Annotated in this window: 20 protein-coding genes and 1 pseudogene; 15 read left to right on the top strand and 6 right to left on the bottom strand. The window is 59.5% G+C overall.

Annotated features, from left to right (window positions below; genetic code table 11):
- Window positions 1-50: 50 nt before the first annotated feature.
- The 7 genes and pseudogenes from ASF13_RS14475 (at window position 51) to ASF13_RS14445 (ending at window position 7,821) form a co-directional block, all read left to right on the top strand.
- Entirely contained in the window at window positions 51-1,013 is a 963-nt protein-coding gene (locus ASF13_RS14475; RefSeq protein ID WP_056237498.1) for an ABC transporter permease, read from the top strand.
- A complete protein-coding gene (locus tag ASF13_RS14470; protein WP_056237493.1) occupies window positions 1,010-1,903 on the top strand; it encodes an ABC transporter permease in 894 nt (297 codons plus the stop codon). Before ASF13_RS14475 ends, ASF13_RS14470 begins: the two co-directional genes overlap by 4 nt.
- Before the next feature lie 22 nt (window positions 1,904-1,925).
- Window positions 1,926-3,452: a Sapep family Mn(2+)-dependent dipeptidase gene (locus tag ASF13_RS14465; protein WP_056237490.1), complete on the top strand. Its 1,527-nt coding sequence runs from the start codon at window positions 1,926-1,928 to the stop codon at window positions 3,450-3,452.
- Window positions 3,445-5,070 carry an ABC transporter ATP-binding protein gene (locus ASF13_RS14460; RefSeq protein WP_056237487.1) on the top strand — a complete coding sequence of 542 codons (1,626 nt, stop codon included), beginning with the start codon at window positions 3,445-3,447 and terminating at the stop codon, window positions 5,068-5,070. The genes ASF13_RS14465 and ASF13_RS14460 overlap by 8 nt, the downstream gene beginning before the upstream one ends.
- A 334-nt stretch (window positions 5,071-5,404) precedes the next feature.
- Window positions 5,405-6,288, top strand: a pseudogene (locus ASF13_RS25370) (esterase/lipase family protein).
- A 128-nt stretch (window positions 6,289-6,416) separates the two neighbouring features.
- Complete coding sequence (locus tag ASF13_RS14450) at window positions 6,417-7,178, top strand: N-acetylmuramoyl-L-alanine amidase (RefSeq protein WP_056237485.1); 762 nt, start codon at window positions 6,417-6,419, stop codon at window positions 7,176-7,178.
- A gap of 247 nt (window positions 7,179-7,425) precedes the next feature.
- The gene (locus ASF13_RS14445; RefSeq protein WP_056237483.1) at window positions 7,426-7,821 is read left to right on the top strand and encodes a hypothetical protein; all 396 of its coding nucleotides are present in this window, start codon (window positions 7,426-7,428) and stop codon (window positions 7,819-7,821) included.
- Window positions 7,822-7,940: 119 nt separating this feature from the next.
- On the opposite strand, the gene ASF13_RS14440 is transcribed toward ASF13_RS14445, so the two are convergent.
- The 3 genes from ASF13_RS14440 to ASF13_RS14430 form a co-directional block, all read right to left on the bottom strand.
- Window positions 7,941-8,522, bottom strand: a complete 582-nt coding sequence (locus tag ASF13_RS14440) for a TetR/AcrR family transcriptional regulator (protein ID WP_056237481.1) — start codon at window positions 8,520-8,522, stop codon at window positions 7,941-7,943.
- 428 nt (window positions 8,523-8,950) lie between these two features.
- Window positions 8,951-9,904 (bottom strand): transketolase family protein, encoded by a 954-nt coding sequence (locus ASF13_RS14435; RefSeq protein WP_056237479.1) that lies wholly within the window; start codon window positions 9,902-9,904, stop codon window positions 8,951-8,953.
- Window positions 9,897-10,727 (bottom strand): transketolase, encoded by an 831-nt coding sequence (locus ASF13_RS14430; protein ID WP_056237476.1) that lies wholly within the window; start codon window positions 10,725-10,727, stop codon window positions 9,897-9,899. Before ASF13_RS14430 ends, ASF13_RS14435 begins: the two co-directional genes overlap by 8 nt.
- A gap of 365 nt (window positions 10,728-11,092) precedes the next feature.
- Between ASF13_RS14430 and ASF13_RS14425 the strand changes: the two genes are divergently transcribed.
- Together ASF13_RS14425 and ASF13_RS14420 are read left to right on the top strand one after the other, a co-directional pair.
- Entirely contained in the window at window positions 11,093-12,043 is a 951-nt protein-coding gene (locus tag ASF13_RS14425) for a sugar-binding transcriptional regulator (RefSeq protein ID WP_056237474.1), read from the top strand.
- A gap of 516 nt (window positions 12,044-12,559) precedes the next feature.
- Window positions 12,560-13,957, top strand: coding sequence for a cytosine permease (locus ASF13_RS14420; RefSeq protein WP_056237471.1), 1,398 nt, complete (start codon window positions 12,560-12,562; stop codon window positions 13,955-13,957).
- 45 nt (window positions 13,958-14,002) lie between these two features.
- Here ASF13_RS14420 and ASF13_RS14415 read toward each other — a convergent pair whose 3' ends face one another.
- The 3 genes from ASF13_RS14415 to ASF13_RS14405 all read right to left on the bottom strand — a co-directional run bounded on the left by ASF13_RS14415 (window position 14,003) and on the right by ASF13_RS14405 (window position 16,528).
- A complete protein-coding gene (locus tag ASF13_RS14415; RefSeq protein WP_056237467.1) occupies window positions 14,003-15,403 on the bottom strand; it encodes a bifunctional diguanylate cyclase/phosphodiesterase in 1,401 nt (466 codons plus the stop codon).
- Window positions 15,404-15,736: 333 nt separating this feature from the next.
- Window positions 15,737-16,195 (bottom strand): ribose 5-phosphate isomerase B, encoded by a 459-nt coding sequence (gene rpiB, locus ASF13_RS14410; RefSeq protein ID WP_056237465.1) that lies wholly within the window; start codon window positions 16,193-16,195, stop codon window positions 15,737-15,739.
- A gap of 93 nt (window positions 16,196-16,288) precedes the next feature.
- A complete protein-coding gene (locus ASF13_RS14405; protein ID WP_056237462.1) occupies window positions 16,289-16,528 on the bottom strand; it encodes a hypothetical protein in 240 nt (79 codons plus the stop codon).
- Between the two features lie 99 nt (window positions 16,529-16,627).
- Between ASF13_RS14405 and ASF13_RS14400 the strand changes: the two genes are divergently transcribed.
- The 6 genes from ASF13_RS14400 to ASF13_RS14375 all read left to right on the top strand — a co-directional run bounded on the left by ASF13_RS14400 (window position 16,628) and on the right by ASF13_RS14375 (window position 23,238).
- Window positions 16,628-17,959, top strand: coding sequence for an MFS transporter (locus tag ASF13_RS14400; protein WP_056237461.1), 1,332 nt, complete (start codon window positions 16,628-16,630; stop codon window positions 17,957-17,959).
- Window positions 17,960-17,961: 2 nt separating this feature from the next.
- Complete coding sequence (locus tag ASF13_RS14395; RefSeq protein WP_056237458.1) at window positions 17,962-19,707, top strand: dihydroxyacetone kinase family protein; 1,746 nt, start codon at window positions 17,962-17,964, stop codon at window positions 19,705-19,707.
- Window positions 19,708-19,709: 2 nt separating this feature from the next.
- A complete protein-coding gene (locus ASF13_RS14390; protein WP_056237456.1) occupies window positions 19,710-20,489 on the top strand; it encodes a triose-phosphate isomerase family protein in 780 nt (259 codons plus the stop codon).
- Window positions 20,486-21,295, top strand: a complete 810-nt coding sequence (locus ASF13_RS14385; protein ID WP_056237452.1) for a sugar phosphate isomerase/epimerase — start codon at window positions 20,486-20,488, stop codon at window positions 21,293-21,295. Before ASF13_RS14390 ends, ASF13_RS14385 begins: the two co-directional genes overlap by 4 nt.
- A gap of 4 nt (window positions 21,296-21,299) precedes the next feature.
- On the top strand, window positions 21,300-22,154 hold the full coding sequence (locus ASF13_RS14380) for a phosphogluconate dehydrogenase C-terminal domain-containing protein (protein ID WP_056237451.1): 855 nt from the start codon (window positions 21,300-21,302) through the stop codon (window positions 22,152-22,154).
- A gap of 118 nt (window positions 22,155-22,272) precedes the next feature.
- Window positions 22,273-23,238, top strand: a complete 966-nt coding sequence (locus ASF13_RS14375; RefSeq protein WP_056237448.1) for a sugar-binding transcriptional regulator — start codon at window positions 22,273-22,275, stop codon at window positions 23,236-23,238.
- Window positions 23,239-23,565 lie beyond the last annotated feature (327 nt).

The raw sequence follows: 23,565 nt of genomic DNA, 5'->3' as shown, positions 1-23,565 counted from the left end.
GCGCTGACGGGCGGGAAGCGGTTATTTATTTACGGAATACGGAACCTGCGATGCTGCGTTATCTCTTCCACCGGTTGCTGATCTCGGTGCCGGTGCTGGTCGGTATTTCCCTGATCGTCTTTTTCCTGATCAAACTGCAGCCCGGTGACCCACTGGCCGGCATGATTTCGCCGGAAACCACGCCGCAGCAGAAAGAGGAGATGATGCGCGCGGCGGGCTACCGCGATCCGCTGTGGCAGCAGTACGGCCGCTGGGCGCTGCAGGTGCTGCAGGGCGACCTCGGCCACTCGACGCAGAACGGCGTGGCGGTACTGACGCTGATCGCGGAACGGCTGAGCAACACCTTTCTGCTGGCCGGCGGCTCGCTGATGATCGCCCTGCTGATTGCCTGGCCGCTCGGGGTGTGGATCGGCCTTGCGCGCGGCGGTAAAACCGACCGGCTGGTGGCGCTGTACTACTTTATTACCGTCTCTATCCCGGTGTTCTTCACCGCCATTCTGCTGGTCAAGCTGTTCGCCATGAACCTGCGCTGGCTGCCGGTTTCCGGTGCCACCACGCTGGGCGTCACCCTGACCGGCACTGACTATCTGCTGGACGTGCTGCGTCACCTGTTGCTGCCGGCCGCCGCGCTGGCGGTGGCGAACATCGCCATCTTCAGCCGCTATCTGCGTGCGGCGATTGACGACATGATCCGCCAGCCTTTTGTCCGCGCGCTGTTTGCCCGCGGGCTGCCGCTGCGGCGGGTGATTTTTCCGCATCTGATTAAAAACACCGCCCGACCGCTGATCACCCTGTTCTGCCTGGAGCTGCCCGCGCTGCTCTCCTCAACGCTGCTGACCGAAATCATCTTTAACTGGCCGGGCGTCGGGCGGCTCAGTTTTGATGCCATCCAGGCGCGGGACTATCCGCTGCTGATGGGCATCGTGCTGTTTCTGGCCGTGGTCACGCTGCTGATTAATCTGCTGGCCGATATTCTCTACGCCGCGGTTGACCCGCGCATAAGGATCCGATGAGCGCTGAAACTGACTACGCTGCGCCGGTGGGGCGGGCATCACGCCCCGCGTTGCTGCGCGACGGCTTTTTTCTCAGCGGGGCGGCGATCCTGCTGCTGCTGGTTGCTCTGTCGTTGCTGGCGCCATGGCTGACGGGGCACAACCCGGATGAAGCCGACCTGTTTGCCATTGAATCACCGCCTGATGCGGTCTACTGGCTGGGCACTGACGAGATTGGCCGCGATGTGCTGGCCCGGTTGCTGTACGGCGGCCAGGTGTCGATCTTTGTGGCGCTGGCGGCGGTGCTGTTTCAGGGGGCGATTGGCATCACGCTGGGCAGCCTGGCCGGGTACTGCGGCGGTCGGGTGGACGGCGTGATTATGCGGCTGATCGATATCGTGATGTGTTTCCCGTTTTACGCCATGGCCATCACCCTGGCGGCGATTCTGGGCGCCAGCCTGTGGAACGTGATTTTTATTATCGGCATCCTGCACTGGACCGGGCTGGCGCGGCTGGTGCGTGCCGAACTGCTGGCGCTGCGCGAAAGCGGTTATGTGCTGGCAGCGAAAGCGATCGGCGTGGGGGGGCTGACCATTATCCTCCGCCATCTGCTGAGAAATGCCTGTGCGCCGGTACTGATCAACCTGACGCTGGCGGTGGCCAACGCCATTCTCGCCGAAGCGGCGCTGAGCTTTATTGGCCTTGGCGTCAGACAGCCGCAGCCGTCTTGGGGCAATATGCTCTCTGCCGCGCAGAGCCTGCGGGTGATCGACGGCGAATGGTGGCTGTGGGTGCCGCCGGGGCTGGCCATCGTGCTGATGGTCCTCAGTATTAATCTGATTGGCGAGGGTGTTGGCCGGGTGCTTAACCCGCGTCCGGCCGCCCCCGTCCGCGATATCGCATTGCGATAAACCTCAAAAACCGGAGTCTGCTATGAGCCATATTACCGATCCTGACCTGAGCGAAGACGAGATCCGCCTGGCGGCACAACTGGACAACTGGTTTGACGCCCACCGCGAAGAGTTTGTGCAGGACCTGCTGCAGTGGGTCGCCCACCCGAGCATTGCTGATGAGAAACTGGCGCAGCCAGGCAAACCCTTTGGTGCCGCAGTGGATGAGGTGTTTCACCATGTGCTGGCACGGGCGCAGGCGCTGGGTTTCAGCACTGAAAACCATGACGGCTATGCGATATCGATCTACGCCGACGATCGCGAAGGTGTCCCGGAGATCGGTCTGGTCTCCCATCTCGACGTGGTGCCGCCGGGGGATAACTGGCAGTACGCGCCATTCGAACCCTTTGAGAAGGAGGGTTTTGTGATTGGCCGTGGCGCGTCAGATAACAAAGGCCCGGCGCTGGTTGATCTCTACCTGTTGCGCGCGTTCCGCGACCTCGGGATTACCCTCAGTCACAAACTGCGGATTATCTACGGCGGAGCGGAAGAGATCGGCATGAATGATATCCGTTACCTGGCGCAGCACGGCACGTTGCCGCGCTTCTCGCTGATCACCGATGGCGGCTTCCCGGTTAACTATGCGCAGAAAGGCGGGCTGAACCTGGCGCTGCATATTCCGGCCGGGCCGCTGCTGACGGGGTTGCGCGCAGGGGTGGCAGAAAATGCCGTCCCTTCCAGCGCTGCGCTGCGCTTCCCGGTTGCACAGCGGGCGCAGGTGAGCGCCGCGCTGGCGACGCTGGGCGAGGCGCAGCGTGCGGTGCTGACGCTGGAGGAGGCTGAAGGCGGGCTGCGGCTGGTGGCGCAGGGCAAATCCGGCCATGCCGCCTTCCCGGAGGGCACGCAGAATGCGATTCCGCTGCTGCTGGACGCGCTGCTTGCCGCGGGGCTGCTGGATGACCCTGCCGACCTGCGCGCGGCGCAGCTGGTCAGCAAGCTGCTGGCCGACCCGTGGGGAGAGGGCGCGGGGATCGCCGCCGAAGACGCCGCCACCGGTAAACTGACCCTTAATGGCGGGCTGGCGATCCCGGCGGAGGGCGGCTTTGAGCTCTGGCTGGATATCCGCTACCCGCTGGCGGCCGACTCCGCCGCGCTGCAGGCCAGCCTGCGCACGGCAGTGGAAGCCACTGGCGGTTCGCTGCGCGTGCTGCGTGACGATGCGCCGATGCATATCGACAAAAACAGCCCGCTGGTACAGCAGCTGCTGCACACCTACGACGCGGTAGCGCAAACCCGCTCTGAACCCTTCTCAATGGGCGGCGCCACCCACGCCCGCGTGCTGCCCAACTCGATCACCTTTGGGCCGGGCTTCAGCCGCCACGCTGGCGGCACGTTTAAAGGACAGGCTACCGACCTGCGCCCGGACTTTATCCGCGCCGGGCATGGCTCCCCGCACGGCCCGGACGAATTTGTGGTGCTCGATAACCTGAAACGCGGCTTCGGCGTCTACGGCATCACGCTGCCGCGGCTGGATCGCTGGCTGCAGGACGGGCTGGCCGGTGATGTCTGATCCGCAGCCCCTGCTCAGCGTTGAACGTCTGAGCATTATCTATCAGGGCGATCGGGGGCGGGTCAGTGCGGTGGATAACGTCAGCTTTGATCTTGCGGCCGGGGAAATTCTGGCGCTGATCGGCGAATCCGGTGCCGGTAAATCGGCGGTGGCCCAGGCGATCCCCGGCCTGCTGCCGGCCAGCGCACGCGTCAGCGGCAGCCTGCGGCTGAACGGCCGCCAGCTGTTAAGCCTTGGCCGCGCCGGGCGCACCGCGCTGCGCGGCCGTGAGGTGGCGATGGTGTTTCAGGACCCGGCGGCGGGGCTCGATCCGGTTTTCACCATCGGCAGCCAGCTGGATGAGGCGCTGGCGGCGGCGCAGCCCGCGCTCAGACGCGCTCAGCGCCGTCAGCAGGCGCTTATGCTGCTGGAACAGGTGAGTATTCCTGATGCGCAGCAGCGGCTGCAGCACTACCCCCACCAGTTTTCCGGCGGCCAGCTGCAGCGCATTATGATCGCCATCGCGCTTGCCGGCAGGCCAGCAGTGCTGATCGCCGATGAACCGACCACCGCGCTGGACGTCACCACCCAGCGCGAAATCCTCGATCTGCTGCACCGTCTGAACCGGCGGTACCGCATGGCGATTCTGCTGATCACGCACGACCTTGGCGTGGTCGCCGATATTGCGCAGCGGGTGGTGGTAATGCGTGCGGGAAGGGTGGTGGAAACGCAGCCGGTGGACGCGCTGTTTGCCGCCCCCGAACAGCCTTATACGCGTCAGCTGCTGGCGGCGCAGCCGGGCAGTGACGGGCCGGACGCACGCGCGGCGCTGACTGATGCGGTCCCGCTGCTTGAGGTGAGGGATCTGACGATCGCCTGGCGTGAATGTTTCGGCCGCCGCCGGGAGGTGGTGCACGGTGTCTCCTTTTCACTGCATAAAGGTGAATTCCTCGGGCTGCTGGGCGAGTCCGGTTCCGGAAAAACAACGATTGGCCGCACGCTGCTGGGCACCGCCACGGCAGAGAGTGGCAGTATCCGCTTTAACGGTGAGCCGCTTACCGGGAGACGCAGCGACCCCCGCGACAGGATTGGCGCGGTATTCCAGAACCCGCTGAGTTCGCTTAACCCGCGCCTGACGCTCGCCCAGTCAATTGCCGAGCCGCTTACCACCCACCGTTCGCTGAGCGCGCGGGAGGTCGCGCAGCGGGTGGCTACGCTGCTGGATCAGGTCGGGCTTCCTGCCGGATGGCAGCAGCGCTATCCGCACGAGATCTCCGGCGGTCAGTGCCAGCGGGTGGCCATCGCCCGTGCGCTGGCGCTGAAGCCACAACTGCTGATTGCCGATGAACCGACCTCGGCGCTGGACGTCTCCATCCAGCAAAGCATCCTGCAGCTGTTGCGCGATCTGCACGACGAGTACCACTTTGCCTGCCTGTTTATCAGCCACGATCTCGGCGTGATTAACAGCCTGTGTCATTCCGTGATGGTGCTGAAGCAGGGGCGGATAGTGGAGCAGGGCAGTACCCGGACGATCTTCAGCCAGCCGCAGCACGACTACACCCGCAGCCTGATCGCCAGCATTCCACGGCCTGACCCGGCGTATCAGCGGGGGCGGCGGGCGGAAAGAGAACAGCAGTGAGGTTCCTGAAAGAAATTAGGCGCAGGTCTGAAAATTCTGAATCCTGCGTCTGGAATAAAGTAAAAATTTAAAAAAGAGAGCGTTTAACCTGTTGATGGCCTGATATTTAATCAATGAGTTTTTTGTGTTGTTTTAAAACGCTCGTCTTTAATTTTAATGTTTTTCATCTAACCACACATAAAATTTGGCATTTTATGAAAAAACAAATCCGGTGATTGTTATATTGTCGTTGTTGCTCAAAAGTTATACAGCGGCAATTACATGTCTGGATTGTCATAGTGCTTAAAATCTAATTTGATTTTATAGTCAGATTAGCGATCTAAGGTGGTTAGTTATGTCAGCATTCACTAAATTACAGTACCCGATTATCCTCGTTCATGGATTCAATGGTTTTAATAAAATCGCCGGAGTCTACCCCTATTTTTTTGGTATTCAGAGCGCGTTAGAAAAGGCAGGTGCTACGGTATTTACTGCCTCTTTATCCGCTGAGAACAGTAATGAAGTACGCGGTGAGCAACTGCTACAATTTGTAAAACAGGTGCTCCAGAAAACCGGTGCAAAAAAGTCAATCTGATAGGTCACAGCCAAGGCGCTCTGACCAGCCGCTATGTTGCTGCAACCCATCCGCAACTGACGGCATCGGTTACGTCAGTATGTGGCGTCAACTTTGGTTCAGAGATCGCCGGTCTGGTTCGTCTGGCGGTCAAACCCGGCCACCTTCCTGAAGTCATTGTCAGTGCGGTGATGAATGCGCTGGGTTCGGTATTGTCTGTCATCACCGGTCACCCTTGTTTACCCCAGGACAGTGTGGCGGCGCTTGATGCACTCACCACTGAAGGGGTGGCCAGATTTAATGCCAGATACCCGCAGGGCTTACCCGCGAAATTCGGTGGTGAGGGTCAGGAATTTGAGAATGGCGTCTATTATTATTCCTGGGGTGGGGTGATAGATTACAACCCATTTGAACAGGGTCTTAATAATATTGATCCGATACATATTGCACTGGTTGCGCTCTCATTTTTCTTCACCAAAGAACACGCTCAGAACGATGGCCTGGTTGGGCGCTACAGCACGCACCTCGGTAAAGTTATCCGCTCAGACTATTCCATGGATCATATGGATGCCGTTAATCAAATTGCCGGCGTTGTTACCTGCAGCACTGACCCGGTTAAACTGTTTGTTGACCATATGGCGCGTCTGAAATCAAAAGGGCTATAAAGTATGGCAGCGGTCCGATCGCCAGTATTTTACGTTACGTCATGATACATAAATTAAAACATTGTGTGTTGTAACGCATAAACTTAACGAGCAGGATAAAAAAGCATTAACTCAACAAGGAGTAAGTTATGTATACCATTGACTACAATACTTATCGCTCAATAGCCGGCTTTAACCGTCGGGTGCGTTTTCTGGTTCTGCACTATACGGCGGAAAACTTTCGCGATTCCGTCACCAGCCTGACGGGTAAGGCAACCAGCGTGCACTATCTGATCCCCGATCCCTCGGAAGCGACCTGGATCGCTGCCGGTTATAAAACGCTGAAGATTTTCAATCTGGTCGATGAGAACGAACGGGCATGGCACGCCGGGGTCAGCAGCTGGGCAGGGCGCAGAAACCTTAACGACACCTCAATTGGTATTGAGATTGTCAATCTGGCAACGGAAAATAACGGCGTGTTCACTTTCCCACCCTACAATCCGCAACAGATTGAGGCGGTGAAACAGCTGGCGCTCAATATTATCCAGCGTTATCCGGATCTGTCGCCGGTTAACGTGGTCGGCCACAGCGATATCGCGCCCGGCAGAAAGAGCGATCCGGGGGCGCTCTTTCCGTGGAAAGCGCTTTATGATGCGGGAGTCGGTGCCTGGTACGACGATGCCACGAAACAGAAGTATCAGACGCAGTTCTGCAATACGCTGCCGCAGCAGGCAGATATTATCGCAAAGCTGCAGAAATATGGTTATGACACCTCGGGGGCAACCACTCCGGCAGGTTATCAGAACCTGATCAGGGCGTTTCAGCTGCATTTCCGGCCATCGAACTACTGCGGCTGTATGGATGGGGAAACCACCGCAATTCTCTGGGCTTTAGTGGAAAAGTACTTTTAATTAATCAAGGTGGCAGAGGGTTGATTCGACATCTGACTCTCTTCATCCAAAACATTCTGAACCTGCAGTACAGGTTTTTCTGAGGGAATTTCCATATCGCGCTATCAGCACGGCAGCGATATGGGAATTCATGTGAAATAATTTTTTTCTCCGGTGATGCTTAAAGACACATATTTTTTTGAAAAAGCGTGCTGCTGTTGATACGTTTTTTGCAGTCCTGAATTATTTATGATTCTACGGAGAGGGTATGAGCAATCCAGCGCTTTTTTTCCTGATAGCGATCTTTCTGTGCGTGAAATGCTTTGCGGCGAACATGGAAAGTGACCTGAGCAAAGTCAGTGTTTTCTCAATGGGCTATAACGGATTTTATCCGAAAATTATGGCACAGCAAAAACTATACGAAGAAGCACTTTCCAGCGAAAACGCAGTCAGGATCTTTGAAATTATCCTTTCCGATCGTGCATCTACCCCGGAGAGTAAAATGTACGCATTCTGTGGCTTGCGCCATAAAGGAGTACTTCTCCGGGATGACGATCTTAAGAAATTTGATACATTAGACGTTAATGTACTGAAAGCAGATGTCATTACTAAATGGAAGTTTAACGCTTTGCGTGAAAGCGTTAATAAAAATGACTGCGGTTAACCGGGAAGGAATAATAAAAAAAAACTTCGCTCAGGCAGGATCACAGAAATACCCGGTGATATCAAATGGGAAGGTGGTCGGGAATCCGGCAACTTTTCCCACCCCGGACGGGAGTCGCCTCAGAAGGTCAGCCCGCCATAGAGAAATTTTCCGCGTTCCTGTGCAATCGCCGCCAGCGCCGCTTCAGCCGGATCTTCCAGCAGCGTCTGGATCAGCACGCCAAGATAGCAGGCGGCCAGCACCGCGGTAGAGATGTCCGTGCTGAAAAATCCACGCTCCTGCTCCAGCCGCATATTGCGTGAAATCCACTTCAGCAGGTTATTGCGGGTAGCCTCCCCCTGCGGCTGCTGGAACAGGCTGATGCGGGTCAGGTGGCGGTGGGTGGTGAAGAACTCCAGATAGCGATGAAAGCTGTTAATGATGTTTTTTTGCACGTCCTCCTTTGGCAGCGACGCGTCAATCAGCATGGAGACCACCAGCTCCTCCAGTTCAGCGTCAAAGCGCGAAACCAGTTCCTGATAAATCACCTCTTTGGTGCTGAAATAACTGTAAAAACTGGGCTGTGTTACGCCAGCGGCCTTCACGATGTCGCTGATGCGGGTGCCGTGGAAGCTGTGTTCGGCAAACAGCTTTGCCGCTACGGTAAGCAGCCGTTCACGGGTGCGTTCGCCTTTGGTTTCGCGGCGGTTTTTTTTCATCATTATTTCTACATTCAGCCAGTTATCAGTGCGCAGACTATCTTTCGTCGCGGCCTGAACACGGCCACAGGCAGGATCAACCGCGCGACGTCACGCCTTTTTGCAGGGAAAATTGCGCGTAAAGTTACTTTACAGTAATCATTTTAAGCGGCTGTGATCGCTATCGTATACAGAAAAATCAGCACAGGGAATTTCCTCAATACGCAGAGCTTCAGGAAGCCGTAACCGGACGCTGGCGGCAGGCCTGCTGTAAAATTACATCATCAGTATCCGCTATGCGGCCTGCAAAGATTCAGCTCACGCAGTCCGCTGCAACATGCTCCGGCTCCCGTTCTTCCGATCCGGACAATAAAAAACCCCGCAACCTTGATGGCGGGGTTTCATGCTCAGACGTCGCAGTGCTGAAATATTAAGCTACTCAACGGTCATTTTCAGGCGCGGTTCTCACCCTTCACCAGCGCGGTGGCGGTATCACGCACGCTGGCGGCATCAATCCCCAGCCCGACGCGGGTGGACTGACGGTCGCCGGCAATGGCGTAACCGCCGTCGGTGACGCCCAGTCGTTTCAGACGAGCGCGCAGGCCGTTTTCGGCGATAACTTCGGCCACCAGGCTGCCGACGCCGCCGTTAATATTGTGCTCCTCCACGCTGATCACCTGCGGAATGTCGCCGATGACGCGGGCCAGTTCGGCGGTATCGCACGGGCGAACCGACGACACGGAGACCACCGTGGCCTGAATACCCAGCTCGCTGAGCTGAGCGGCGGCATCCACCGCTTCATGTACCGCCGAACCCAGCGCCACCAGCGCCACGTCACTACCCGTGCGCAGCACGTCAATTTTACCCGGCGTGAACTGATACTGCTCATCGTGCAGCACCGGCAGGTCTTTACCGTCAAGGCGGATGTAGACCGGCCCGGTGTGGCGCAGCGCATAGTCAATAATCTGGCGGCACTCGGCCGGGCAGGATGGCGCATAAATTTCAATGTTGCCGAAGCCGCGCATCACCGCGATATCGTCGGTGCTGTGGTGGGTGCTGGCCAGCGGGCCGTAGCTGGCCCCGGCGTTCAGGCCGAACAGCTTGACGTTAGTGTTGTTGTAGCAGACGTCAACTTTGATCTGCTCGTTAGCGCGGGAAATCAGGAACGGGGCGGCGTTACAGGTAACGGCGACTTTACCGCCCAGCGCCAGGCCGGCGGCGGTGCCCACCAGCACCTGCTCGGCAATACCGACGTTAACGGTACGGCCGGGAAACGCCTTCAGGAACGGGCCGATTTTGGCAGTAGAGGTGGAGTCAGCCACCACCGGCACCACGTCCACGCCGTCGTTAACCGCGTCGATTAACGCTTCGACCATCACGGTGGCCAGGTGTTTTTTCTCACTCATCTTTCAGCTCCTCCAGCGCCAGCTGCACTTCTTCGCCTTTCGGCACCCGGTGATGCCACTCCGGCTTGCCCTGAATAAAGGAGATGCCAAAACCTTTTTCGGTATTGGCGATCACCACGTTCGGTTTGCCGTTGGCCGGCAGGTTCTCCAGCGTGTCCACCACGCTCTGCATGACGTTGCCCTGGCACTCGGTGACGTTGAAGCCAAACGCCTGCCATTTTTCCGCCAGCGGGTCGGTATTCATAATGTCGCGGGTGTGACCGGCCAGCTGCAGCTTGTTCTTGTCGTTGATGATAATCAGGTTATCCAGGCCGTAGTGGGCGGCGACCAGCGCGGCTTCCCAGTTACTGCCTTCTGCCAGCTCACCGTCGCCGGTGACCACGAAAATTTTGCGCGGGCTGTTATCTTTCTTCGCCGCCAGCGCCAGGCCGACCGCAACGGGCAGGCCGTGGCCCAGCGCGCCGGTGTTCAGCTCGACGCCCGGCGTCTTATGGCGCACCGGATGGCCGGGCAGGTGTGAGTCGGCGTGCTGATAGGTCGGCAGCCACTCAACCGGGATATAACCGGCTTCCGCCAGTACGCAGTAATAACCGCCGGCCGCATGGCCCTTCGACTGAATGTAGATATCACGCTCGGGATCGTTAATACGATCCGGCGCGCAGTTCAGCAGGCGGAAGTAGAGTGCGGTCAGGATCTCCACCTGAGAGAGGTCCGCACCGGTATGCCCGCCCGCCGGGCTGTTGGCGTTCAGTTCAATAATCCGGCGACGGATCGACCGGGCTCTTTTCTCAAGGTCCTGCACGTCGAGTGCGTAGGAATTCATGGTGCCCTCCTGAATACAAATTCGTTATTGAATATTTATTCAATGGTTGTACAGTATAGCCATGGCAACGGAGCGTACTTAAGCTGCTGCATCCTGCTCTGGCACTACTGAGTTAACTGGTACGTCGGTCAGCAACACCACTCTGTTACCTGCCGCCGTGCCCTTCGATTCATTCCTGATTGAATATATATTCCATCAAGACTTAATATTCACTATTGTGTTCATTTTTGGCACACTGAGCCAGAGCAGCGATCGAAAAGTCCGATCTCAATCACATTTATATCGTTAGTTGCATATATATTCAGGTTAGTATGTTAATAATCCGCTAAACGGGCCCCGGCCCGCTTAACCACGTGAAGGGACGTATGACCAGGCAAAATGAACTCCGGCTGATGGTGAAAATCGCCACGCTGTACCATAACGAAGGCATGAAGCAGACTGAGATAGCCAGCACGCTGAACCTGTCGCAGTCGTTTGTTTCGCGCGCGCTTAACCGCAGCGTCAAGGAAGGCATCGTTAAAATCAGCGTGGTGCAGCCGCCCAACGTCTTCTCCGAGCTGGAGCGCGGCATCGAGCAGCGTTATGGCCTGCAGCAGGCGATTATTGTCGACGTGCCGGAAGATGAAGAGGGCGGCGCGGTGCGTCAGGCGATCGGTGCCGCCGCCGCCCACTATCTGGAGACGCGCCTGCGCCCGCATGAGCTGGTCGGCGTCTCCTCCTGGAGCAGCACCATCAAAGCGATGGTCAGTGAACTGCATCCGCTCACCGTGCAGGCGGCCGGGGTGATCCAGCTGCTGGGCGGCGTGGGCGTTAACGGTAATGCGCAGGCGACAATGCTCACTCAGGGGCTGGCCGATATGCTCAGCTGTAAAGCGTGGCTGCTGCCCGCGCAGTCGCTGGAAGGATCGGTGGACAGCCGCGATCTGCTGGAGGCCGACAGCGACGTGCGCCAGGTGCTGGAGAAGTTTAACGACGTCACCCTGGCGCTGGTGGGTATCGGCGATATGGAGCCGTCACAGCTGCTGCGTTACTCCGGCAACTACTACGATAAGGGTATGCTCGATCGGCTGGCGGCGCGGGGCGCGGTAGGGGATATCTGCCTGCACTACTACGATGCCGCAGGCCAGCCGGTGCTGCAAACCTCGGAGGATCCGGCGGTGGGCATCAAGCTGGAACAGCTGAAGCACTGCCCGCACGTGGTGGCGCTGGCCGGTGGCCGCCAGAAGGCCGCCGCTATCCAGGGTGCGCTGCAGGGCGGCTACCTTAACGTGCTGATCACCGACTATCCGACCGCGCGCTTACTGATTGCCGGGTAAGTTTGCCGGCGCGTCATAACGCGGCTGGCCCTTTCTGCGTCCCTCGTCTTAACTTCAGCACCGATCTGGCCGGCCTGTTCACCCCAGGCCGTTGCCTGTTCACCCCAGGCCATTGCCTGAGTACGCAAGCCGTCAGTGCGGGTCGCGCTAAAACGGTGCAACTGTTCTGCTTCTCACCTGGCCGCTGGCTTGAGATCCGCCGTCGGGCATCACGGCACGCGTGCCTTTAGCCGGTCTGGCACAAACCTTGCTAATCCTGACTGTACATGTCATGACAAGTTACTTAACAAAGCTACAACATTAACCGGGTCACAACTTTACGCCCTTGCTGGTGTATTGCCTGCGATGTAGTTGTATATACATGACATGACACATATGTCGCGCGTCGTTACTGACGGTTTGCCGTTCCCAGTCTTACCAGGAGTGTTTAATGAATCAGGCCCTCTTTCCTCACCGTTCGCTGCTATCGCAGATCGCCCGTGTTGCCACTGTTATTAACGCTGAGAGAGGCTGTAAATGATCTCTTCAACCGAATCCCGTGCATCGTCTCCACTGATTGAAACCCATACCATCGATCCAATCCCGCTGACCCAGCGGCACGGCGCGCCCGCCAGCCAGTTTACCCTGTGGTTCGGCGCCAACCTGCAGATCACCGCGGTGGTTGACGGCGCGCTGGCGATCGTGTTTGGCGCAGAGGCGCTGACCGCAATCATCGGCCTGTTAATCGGCAACCTGCTCGGCGGCATCGTGATGGCGCTGCACGCGGCACAGGGGCCCGGTACCGGCCTGCCGCAGATGATCACCAGCCGCGCCCAGTTTGGGGTGCGCGGTGCGGCGCTGCCTCTGCTGCTGGTAATTATTATGTACCTCGGCTTTGCCGCTACCGGCACGGTGCTCTCCGGCCAGGCGATCAACAGGCTGTTTGGCTTTAGTGCGCCGCAGACCGGCATGATCGTTTTCGGCGCGCTGACCGCGGTGATTGCCATCGTCGGCTACCGGCTGATTCACGTGGTGGGGCGCATCGCCAGCGTCGTCGCCATTATTGGCTTTGGCTACCTGGCCTGGCAGCTGTTTGCGCAGTACGACGTGGCGGCGGCGTTCGGGCAAAAACCCTTTACGCTACCGACGCTGCTGCTGGCCGTGGCGCTGGCGGCAGGCTGGCAGATGACCTTTGCCCCGTATGTGGCCGACTATTCCCGCTATCTGCCCGCCGACACGCCGCGCGCGGCGGTATTCTGGCCGACCCTGCTCGGCAGCGTCACCGGCGCGCAGCTGGCGATGACCTTTGGCGTGCTGGTGGCCGCCTGCGGCGGGCACTTCCTCAGCGATCAGGTTGGCTTCCTCGGCGGGCTGGCCGCACCGGGGCTGGCCGCGGTGATCTACGTGGCGATCGTCACCGGCAAGCTGACGGTGAACTGCCTGAACGCCTACGGCGGCTTTATGTCGGCGCTGACGGTGGTCAGCGCGTTTCGCCGCGGGCAGGCGATCTCCGGGCTGGCGCGCGCCGCGTATATTCTTGGTTTCATCCTGCTGTCGCTGCTGATCGCACTGTACGCCAGCGCCGACTTTCTGAAGTTTTTTAAGAACTTCGTGCTGCTGCTGCTGGCGGTGTTTGTGCCGTGGAGCGCGATCAACCTGGTCGACTACTACCTGATTTCGCACGAACGGGTCGATATTCCGGCGCTGTACGACGTTAACGGGCGCTACGGCAGCTGGAACGGCGTGGCGATCGGCTGCTACCTGTCTGGCATCGTGGTGCAGGTGCCGTTTCTCAGCCAGGCGCTTTATACCGGACCGCTGGCAACCTGGCTGGGCGGGGCAGATATCTCGTGGATCGTCAGCCTGGGGCTGACCTCACTGGTGTATTACCGGCTGGCAACAAGGCAGCAGCCGGTTTGCAGAGGGCGGCAATAGCCGGAGGGCTCTCTACCGCCGGCAGACAGATGATGTGCTGGCGGGCTAAACCGGGCCGGCTGCCCCGACACAAGGCACCGGTGGTGCCTGCAGGGTGATGTAGTGCACAACGTCTGCGGCATTAACCGGTTTTGAAAACAGATAGCCCTGGAAGTAGCGGCAGCCCATTTTTTTCAACCGCTCAAACTGCTCCTCGGTCTCAATCCCCTCGGCCAGGGTATTGATGTTGATGGTACTGGACAGCTCGATAATTTTGTCCACGACCACCGCCGCTGACGGGTTAGAAGAGAGATCCATCACCAGTGACTTATCCATCTTAACGTCATGCACCGGAAAGGTGGTCAGCGACTTTAACGAGGAGAAGCCGGAGCCGAAATCATCGATCGCCCACTTCACGCCCAGCGCCGTGAAATGGTTGATGATCTGGTTGATGCGCTTTTCATTATAAATAAAGGTGCTTTCGGTGATTTCGAATTTCACCCTTTCAGGATTAACCGGATAACGTTTCAGCAGCGCTTCGGTTTCACTGATAAAACTCTCTTCAATCATCTGCATCGGGCTGATATTGATCGACACGCAGAGATCGCGCATCGGCGGATGTTGCTGCCACAGCACCATCTGCGCCAGCGTGTGCTCTATTACCCAGCGGCCAATGACGATGATTAAACCGCTTTTTTCCGCGATGGGAATAAAGATATCCGGCGGGATAAAGCCTTTACGCGGGTGATGCCAGCGCAGCAACACTTCAACGCCGGTCACCCGTCTGGCGGTGTCCACCTGCGGTTGATAGAACAGCTCAAACTGATTTCGTTCGATGGCGCCGGCCAGGTCCCGTTTGATCAGCTTGGCCTCCGAATAGTCGCCGCGGTAGACGAAGATGGTCAGCAGCAGCGCCAGCATCGGCAGAATACTGTTAACGTAGTAAAAGGCCGGCGAGGTGAGAAAGGCAATCTGCAGGCCCTGCTGGCCGAGTTCTGCCCCGGTGGTGACAAAAAACAGATAACAGCTGAAGCACAGCAGCGGGAACGCCAGGCTCAGGTAGCGGTCTTCGTGGCGCAGCGCCAGCGACGCGCCGACGGTCAGGGCAATCAGGTAGTTATAGTTTGCGTCAGTTTCATGCTCGTTATCGACAAAATACATTAAGAACAGGATCAGCAGTAAACCGTGGGTGACGATCAGCAGGTTAATACGCAGGGGATTCAAAAATGCCGTACACAGGACATAAAACCCGAAACCGGAAGAAAAAAGGTAGAGGGCGATCAGACGGCGGCTGCCTGAAATGGCGCTCAGATGGAGCAGATACATACCAATTAAGAAGGTAAATATTCCGGCCAGTAACAGCGTCAGGCGAAGTTTTTTCTCATAACTCCCCCCGCTGAAAAAATAACAGAGCTTATCGTACAGGGTTAATCCTCGTTGCTCGAAGAACACTTTCCTGGGTTTCATAGGGGGCTGGGTATCCTGAGGAGAATGTCTCACCAACCGCGCACCAGCGACCTGTCATCAGCCATGCTGGCGGTTGATACCGGGGGGAGTTCTTAAGGTGATTATACATTTTACGCCAGATGAACTGATCTGACCTGATCGCGCGTGAAGAAGAGATTACCACGACGAGCAATGACGGGATGGGGGGTGACAGGTCATTGCGACAGGCCACGTTAATTCAACTCTCCGACGGGAGAGCCGTCAGGGCGTATGCCGTAACGAACGGTAAATTCGCGGTGTGACTGCCGGGCGTGCCGTGGGAAACAGAGCGCCGTGCCCGGCCGGCAGCCTCGTTTATGCGTCCGGCGCGTGCTGCTCGTAGAAGGCGATCTTCTCGACCTTGGCGGTAGAGCCGCCGCCCTCAAATTCAGACGCCAGCCAGGCGTTGACGATATTTTTCGCCAGCTCCGGGCCAATCACCCGCGCACCCATGGTCATCACCTGCGCATTGTTACTTTTACGCGCCCGCTCGGCGGAAAAGGTGTCGTGGCACTGCGCCGCGCGCACGCCCGGCACTTTGTTCGCCACGATAGCCACGCCGATGCCGGTGCCGCACAGCAGGATACCGCGATCGTGGGTGCCGTCCTTAATCGCACTGGCCAGCGCCCAGGCCACGTCCGGGTACATCGGGCGGTCGTTCTGCGCATCGTTGCTGTAATCCAGCACCTCGTACTGTTTCTCTTCCAGATGACGTTTGATCAGGTTTTTGAACTCAATTGCCGCATCGTCGGCACCAATCGCAATGGTTTTCATCGGGTGAACTCTCCTGCAGGTTAGGCGTTGTACCTGCATCGCATGCAGGCTAAAGCTGTTATCGGTAAGCCTGCCATAAAATCGTTCATATGTTCAATGGATAATCATTTGTTTTTTTGTGTTGCCGGGCGGTAGCCCGTCGCCATTCGCCGTTCTGGCCCCGCCGTGCCGCGGTGCGCGCCATTTATCGGCGTATGAACGCAAAATTTCATTCATTTGAGCCTGCTCACAGTTTTGAATGCTGCGCTTGAGTAACGAGCATTTATCCGTGTAGTGTTCATTTGTTCGCATAACAATATCAATGATCAAAAGACCCGTTGAGGACTCGAACATGCGTTACCTGATTCCGGCTCTGACTACCTGCACCGACAATGCGCAAGCGTTGCCAACACCATCAATACCCTCTCGTCGCGCCCTGAATGGAGGTGCGTTATGACTCAGCAAGCTATGACCGCGGTGGAAAAATCCGCCATCCGTAAGATCTCCTGGCGTCTGGTACCGTTTGTCGCCCTGATGTTCTTTATCAACTTCCTCGACCGTACGGCGATCTCCTTCGCCGGACCGAACGGCATGACCCAGGATCTCGGCCTGAGCGCCGTACAGTTCGGGCTGGCCTCCGGCATCTTCTTCATCGGCTATATCCTGCTGGAAGTGCCGAGCAACATGGCGCTGCACCGCTTCGGCGCACGCCGCTGGCTGGCGCGCATCATGATCAGCTGGGGCATCGTGTCGCTGCTGTTCACCTGGGTGAGCAGCGTGGAGGGGCTCTACACGCTGCGCGTGTTGCTGGGTATCGCCGAAGCCGGCTTCTTCCCGGGCGCGATCCTCTACCTGAGCATGTGGGTTCCGGCACGCCACCGCAGCAAGATCCTGTCGCTGTTCTACCTTGCTCAGCCGCTGACCGTGGTGTTTGGTGCGCCGCTGGCCGCCGCCTTTATTGAGCAGCACGGCCTGTTCGGACTCGAAGGCTGGCGCGTGATGTTTATGGGCGTTTCCCTGCCGGCGATTATCATCGGTATCGTGGCGCTGTTCTGGCTGGTGGACTCACCGCGCCAGGCGAAGTGGCTGACCAGTGATGAGAAAGAGTGGCTGAGCCGCGAACTGGAGGCGGAGCACAACGCCAAACAGCACAAAGGCCATCAGGGCGTGCGTTCGGTGATCGGCCAGGGCCGCGTCTGGGTGCTGTGCCTGATCTACTTCGGCTTTATCTACGGCCTGTACGCGCTGGCCTTCTTCCTGCCGACCATCATCGGCGGCTTCCAGCAGCAGTTCGGCACCACCTTTAACGTGATGGAAAAAGGGCTGGTGACCGGCGTGCCGTACCTGATTGCCGCGGTTGTGATGTTCTTCTGGTCACGCGACGCCTCGCGTCGCGGCTGCAAAACCTGGCATATCGCGCTGCCGGCGCTGACCGGCGCAGTCAGCGTGCCGTTGGCGCTGTACATGGACTCACCGTTTACCACCATTCTGGTGATTGCGATCACCGCCAGCTCAATCTTTGCCGCGCTGCCGAACTTCTGGACGCTGCCGACGCAGTTCCTGACCGGTGCTTCCGCCGCCGCCGCCATTGCCCTGATCAACACCCTGGGCAACGTGGCCGGCTTCTCGGCGGGCTATATCACCGGCGCGCTGCACGACGCCACCCACAGTTATACCGTGCCGATGTTTGTGGTCGGCGGATTCATGTTGCTGTCAGCGGTGCTGATGGTGTTACTGAACCGCAGCCGCCAGCCTCAGCCGGCCTCTATCGCACAGGAGCAATAATAATGACGTACCTGTTTAACCAGCCCTCAGCTTTCGCCTCCGAACTGATCGAAGGGTTTGTCGCGGCGAATGCCGACAAAGTACGCCAGGTGCCCGGCGGCGTGGTGCGCAGCACGCGCAGCCAGCCCGGCAGCGTGGCGGTGATTGTCGGAGGCGGTTCCGGTCACTACCCGGCGTTCGCCGGGTTGGTTGGACAAGGTCTGGCACACGGTGCGGCGATGGGTAACCTGTTCGCCTCACCGTCTGCCCAGCAGATTTACAACGTGGCGCGCGCCGCGGACAACGGCGGCGGCGTGCTGCTCACCTTTGGCAACTACGCCGGTGACGTGCTGCACTTTGGCCAGGCCTGTGAACGTCTGCGCAGCGAAGGCATCCCCTGCGAACTGCTGGCCGTGACCGACGATATCTCCAGCGCCAGCGTCGACGAACGTGAAAAGCGCCGCGGCGTGGCGGGGGATCTGACGGTGTTTAAGGTGGCCAGCGCCGCGGCCGAAGCCGGTTACGATCTGGCCCGCGTGCTGCAGGTGGCGCAGCGGGCTAACGCCCGCACCCGTTCTTTCGGCGTGGCCTTCTCCGGCTGCACGCTGCCGGGGGCCAGCCACCCGCTGTTTGAAGTGGCCAGCGGCCGCATGGCGCTGGGCCTCGGGATACACGGCGAGCCGGGCATTAAAGAGACCGACGTGCCGACCGCAGATGAACTGGCGGAAATTTTCGTTGAACGCCTGCTCGGCGAACTGCCGCCGGGCGTCGCATCGGTGGCCGGTCAGCGCGTGGCGCCGATCTTAAACGGCCTCGGCTCGGTGAAGTATGAGGAGCTGTTCGTCGTTTATCGCCGGGTGGCGCAGCTGCTGGCGGCGGCGGAACTGCAGGTGGTGGAGCCGGACGTCGGCGAGTTTGTCACCAGCTTTAATATGGCCGGTGCCTCGCTGACGCTGATGTGGCTGGACGACGAGCTGGAGACCTTCTGGTGCGCCCCCGCCAACGCCCCGGCCTACCGTAAAGGCAGCGCGATCGTTGCTGAACCGCTGAGCGCCACCGAATGTGAAGTCCAGGCGGAAGAGGCGCTGCCGGCCGCCAGCGCCGAATCGCAGCAGAGCGCGCAGCGCGTGCTCGGTCTGCTGGAGGCGGTGGCGACGCTGCTGCAGGAGAACGCGGAAAAACTCGGTGATATCGACGCGGTGGCCGGCGACGGCGATCACGGCATCGGCATGGAGCGCGGCGTGCTGGGCGCGGTGGAGAAAGCCCGTGAGGTGGCGGCGAAAGGGGCCGGTGCCGGCACCCTGCTGTGCCGCGCGGCGGATGCCTGGGCCGATAAGGCTGGCGGCACCTCCGGCGCGCTGTGGGGCGTGGCGCTGACCGCGCTGGGTACGGCCATCGGCGACCGGCAGGCCCCCAGCGCCGAACGCGTGGCGAGCGGCGTGCGCGCCGCCCAGCAGGGCATTCAGCACTTTGGTAAAGCCCGCGTCGGGGATAAAACCATGGTCGACGTGCTGGTGCCGTTCAGCGATACGCTGAACCAGCGCGTGGAGGCCGGGGATTCGCTGACCGACGCCTGGCTGCAGGCGGCACAGGTGGCGGAGCAGGCCGCACAGGCCACCGCGCAGCTGCTGCCGAAGATGGGCCGCGCCCGTCCGCTGGCGGAACGCAGCCTGGGCACGCCGGACGCCGGTGCGGTGTCGCTGGCGATGATCGTCAACACCGTTGGCCGGCTGCTGCTGGCGCAGGCCACCACGACGCACGGAGTCTGAGCATGTCACAGGCAAAAATCTGGCTGGGCGTCAGCCTGAAGATGTATTTCGGTTATCAGCAGACCCTCGACTGGAGCCGTGAAGTGGCCGCGCTGGCCCAGCGCCATCCGGCTATCCGGTCCGGCGAGGTCGGCCTGTTTGTGCTGCCCGCCTATCCGGCCATCCCGGCGGTTGCGGCGATCTTTGCCGGTACGCCGGTGCGCGTTGGCGGGCAGGACGTCTGCCAGGCGGAGAACGGTGCCTGGACCGGTGAAGTCAGCGCCAGCATGCTGGCCGAGCTGGGCTGCAGCCTGGCGGAGATCGGCCACGCCGAACGCCGCCGCCATTTCCACGAGGATGCCGCACAGATCGCCGCCAAGGTGGCGGTGTCGCTGCGTCACGGGTTAAGCCCGGTGCTGTGCATCGGTGAAGAGCAGCAGGGCGAAGTGGCAGAGGCCGTTGCGTTATGCCAGCAGCAGCTGGGTGAAGCGCTGGCCGATGCCGCGCGGGAAGGCGCGAAGGGCACGCTGTTCTTCGCCTATGAACCGCAGTGGGCGATCGGTGCGCCGCAGCCGGCCCCGGACGACTTTATCCGCGCGGTGTGCGCCGGCCTGCGCGACCTGCCGACGCCGGAGGGCATTGACCTGCAGATTATCTATGGCGGCAGCGCCGGTCCCGGCCTGATCCAGCGGCTGGGGCGCGACGTTGACGGCCTGTTCCTCGGGCGTTTTGCCCACGATCCTCAGGCGCTGGCGCAGATTGTTGATGAAGCCAGCGCCCTGTTAGCGGAGAGCCGTATATGAGCCGGATCGGACTCAGTACCTACGCCTTTTTCTGGCGCATGTCGCCGCAGGTGCCGCAGCCGCTGAGCCTGCTGCAGATGCTGCAGCAGACCGCCGCGCTTGACGTACCGGTGTTTCAGATCTGCGACTACCCGGCGATCGAAAGCTGGTCAGACGCGCAGCTGGAGGAGCTGCGTCAGCAGGCCGACGCGCTGAACATCACCCTCGAACTGGGCACCCGCGGGCTGGGCACCGCCCACCTGCAGCGCTACCTGCATATGGCGCAGATCCTCGGTGCCCGCGTGGTGCGCTCGATGTTCCACACCGCCAGCCACCGCCCGTCGCTGGAGGAGGCCGCGCAGCTGATAGCGGAGATCCTGCCGGCCTTTGAACGCCAGCAGGTGCGCCTGTGCCTGGAGACCTACGAGCAGGTTAAAACCGCCGACATGATGTCGGTGATCGACCGCTTCCCGTCGCCGTGGCTGGGCGTCTGCCTTGACCCCGCCAACTGCGTGGCCGGGCTTGAGCTGCCGGAGCAGACCATCGCCAGCACCGCCGCGCGGGTCGGCAACCTGCACATTAAAGATTTCGCCTTTTCCCGCCGCGACGGCTGGGTCGGTTTCACCTACGCCGGCTGCCCGATGGGAGAGGGGCTGCTGGACTATGACCGGATGATCGCCGCGGTGCGCCCGGCGGAAAAAGGCATTAACCAAATCGTAGAGCACTGGCTGCCGTGGCAGGACGATGCTGAACTGACCTGCCAGCGGGAAGCCGAGTGGACGCTGCGCACCGTTGAATTCTTACGTAGTAAACAAGATCAGGAGTAATGAAATGAGCGTACTGAAAACCATCACCGTGATCGGTGCCGGCGGCAAAATGGGCATGCGTATCTCTGCCAATTTCCAGAAAAGCGACTATCAGGTGTTCTACTGCGAGAACTCGCCGAAGGCGCAGGAGCAGGTGATCGCCCAGGGGCGTGAGCTGTCTGACGCTGCTTCGGTGGTGCCGGTCAGTGACGTGGTGATCCTGGCGGTGCCGGATATCGTACTGGGTAAGGTTTCTGAAGGCGTGGTGCCGCAGATGAAAGCGGGCGCGATCCTGCTGACGCTGGATCCGGCCGCCGCCTACGCCAACCTGATTGCCCAGCGCGACGGGATCGAATACGCGGTGGCGCACCCGTGCCACCCGTCGGTGTTTCTGGAGCGCTACACTAAAGAAGAGCACGCCGACGCCTTTGGCGGTATCGCCGCCATCCAGCACGTGGCGGCCTCCTATGAAGCCGGCAGCGACGCACAGCGCGCGGAGCTGAGTAAGGTAATCAGCGTGATGTACGGCCCGGTGGAAGCAGTGCACTGGGTGACCGTCACCCAGCTGGCCTACCTGGAGCCGACGCTGGTGGAAACCGTGGCCTGTATGGTCGGCGCCTTTATGAAAGAGGCGCTGGATGAGACCGTTAAGCACAGCGGCGTGCCGGAAGAAGCGGCCAAAGCGATGCTCTACGGCCATATCCAGATCGCGCTGGCGGTGGCCTTCCGCGCCACCAACCCGTTCTCTGACGCCTGCATGATCGCCATGGAGTACGGCCGTGAGAAGATCGTTAAGCCGGACTGGAAGCAGATCTTCGATCAGAAAGAGCTCGACATCGTTATCGCCCGCATGCTGAAGATTGACGCCATCCGTCGTTAATCTGTGACCGCCCTGCGGTTCATATCGCCAATGCCTGGCGATATGAACCGTATCAATGATATAAATCCTTCCAGAACCGCCTGAGCTCAGTCAGGCCATACGTTGCGGGACCTCGCGCATGGAAAAAAAGACGCCCTCTCAGGACCTGGAACTGCTGACCGAAATCGCCGTTGCCTATTACCAGGATGAAATCACTCAGGAAGAGATCGCGCGCAAGTTTGGTATTTCGCGGATCAAGGTCGGGCGGCTGCTGAAACGTGCAAAGGAAGAAGGCATCGTTGAGATCACCGTGCGTTACCATCCGGTGTTCAGCACTGGTCTGGAACAGCAGCTGATCGACCGCTTTCCGCAGATGCAGCGGGCGCTGATCGCCCTTGACCTGCAGGACGCCGATGAGCAGCGGCGCCAGGTTGCCGCGCTGGTGTCGGGGTATCTGGAGCAGACGTTAAAAGAGAACTCGGTGGTGGCGGTGGGGCAGGGACGTAACGTGGCGGCGGTGGCCGATCACCCCGGCCAGGTACCGACGCGCAACTGCCACTTTATCAGCGGCATCGGCGGCACCCACCGCCCCGGCGATGCGATTAACGCCGACCACATCAGCCGCCGTCTGGCGAAGAAGTTCGGCGGCATCAGTGAAACCCTCTACGCCCCGGCCTACGTGGAAAACCGCGCGTTAAAAGAGGCGTTTATGCAGAACGGCACCATTAAAGAGACGCTGGATCGCGCCCGTAAGGCCGATATCGCGCTGGTCGGCATCGGCGATATGAACGAGAACAGCTATATGGTGAAGCTGGGCTGGTTTACGCCGCACGAGATTATCGACGCCAGCCTCAACCAGGGCGTTACCGGCGACGTGGCGGGCTATGACTTCTTTAACTCGCAGGGCCAGCACGTGGATACGGTAATGAACGACCGGGTGATCGGCGTCAGCATCGACGAGCTCCGCAAAATCCCCTGCGTTATTGCTATCGCTTCCGAAAACACCAAGGCGATGGCAATCCTCGGCGCGCTGCGCACCGGTGCTATCGATATTATCGCGACGACTGCGCAGAATATCCGCACGATTTTGAATATGACGAAGTAGGGGGCCACATGGAACTGTGGCCTGAGCGGCGTAAACCATCCCTGTAAACAACAAAAGCGCCAGAGGCGCTTTTGTTGTTTGGACAAACACCCTACTTAATTCAGGTGCCTGACCACTTTCTGCGCATGTATTATGTCGGAACAGGGAATAACATACGTGTTCATTACATAAAACTTTACCATCAGGGAGCTGGACTTTGCAACCACAAGACTATGCCGCCATTGAGACGTCAATTTCCGTCGCTCGTCTGCGGAGCTACGGTGCGTTGACCAACAACGGCGTGACTGAACAGCGTATCGGGGCTTACCTGTGGAATAAACGTGTCAG

Origin of the sequence: Erwinia sp. Leaf53, assembly GCF_001422605.1 — a bacterium.
Lineage (GTDB): Bacteria > Pseudomonadota > Gammaproteobacteria > Enterobacterales > Enterobacteriaceae > Erwinia.
Note: the sequence above shows the minus strand (reverse complement) of the source record. Positions and strands in the feature narration are given on the sequence as shown.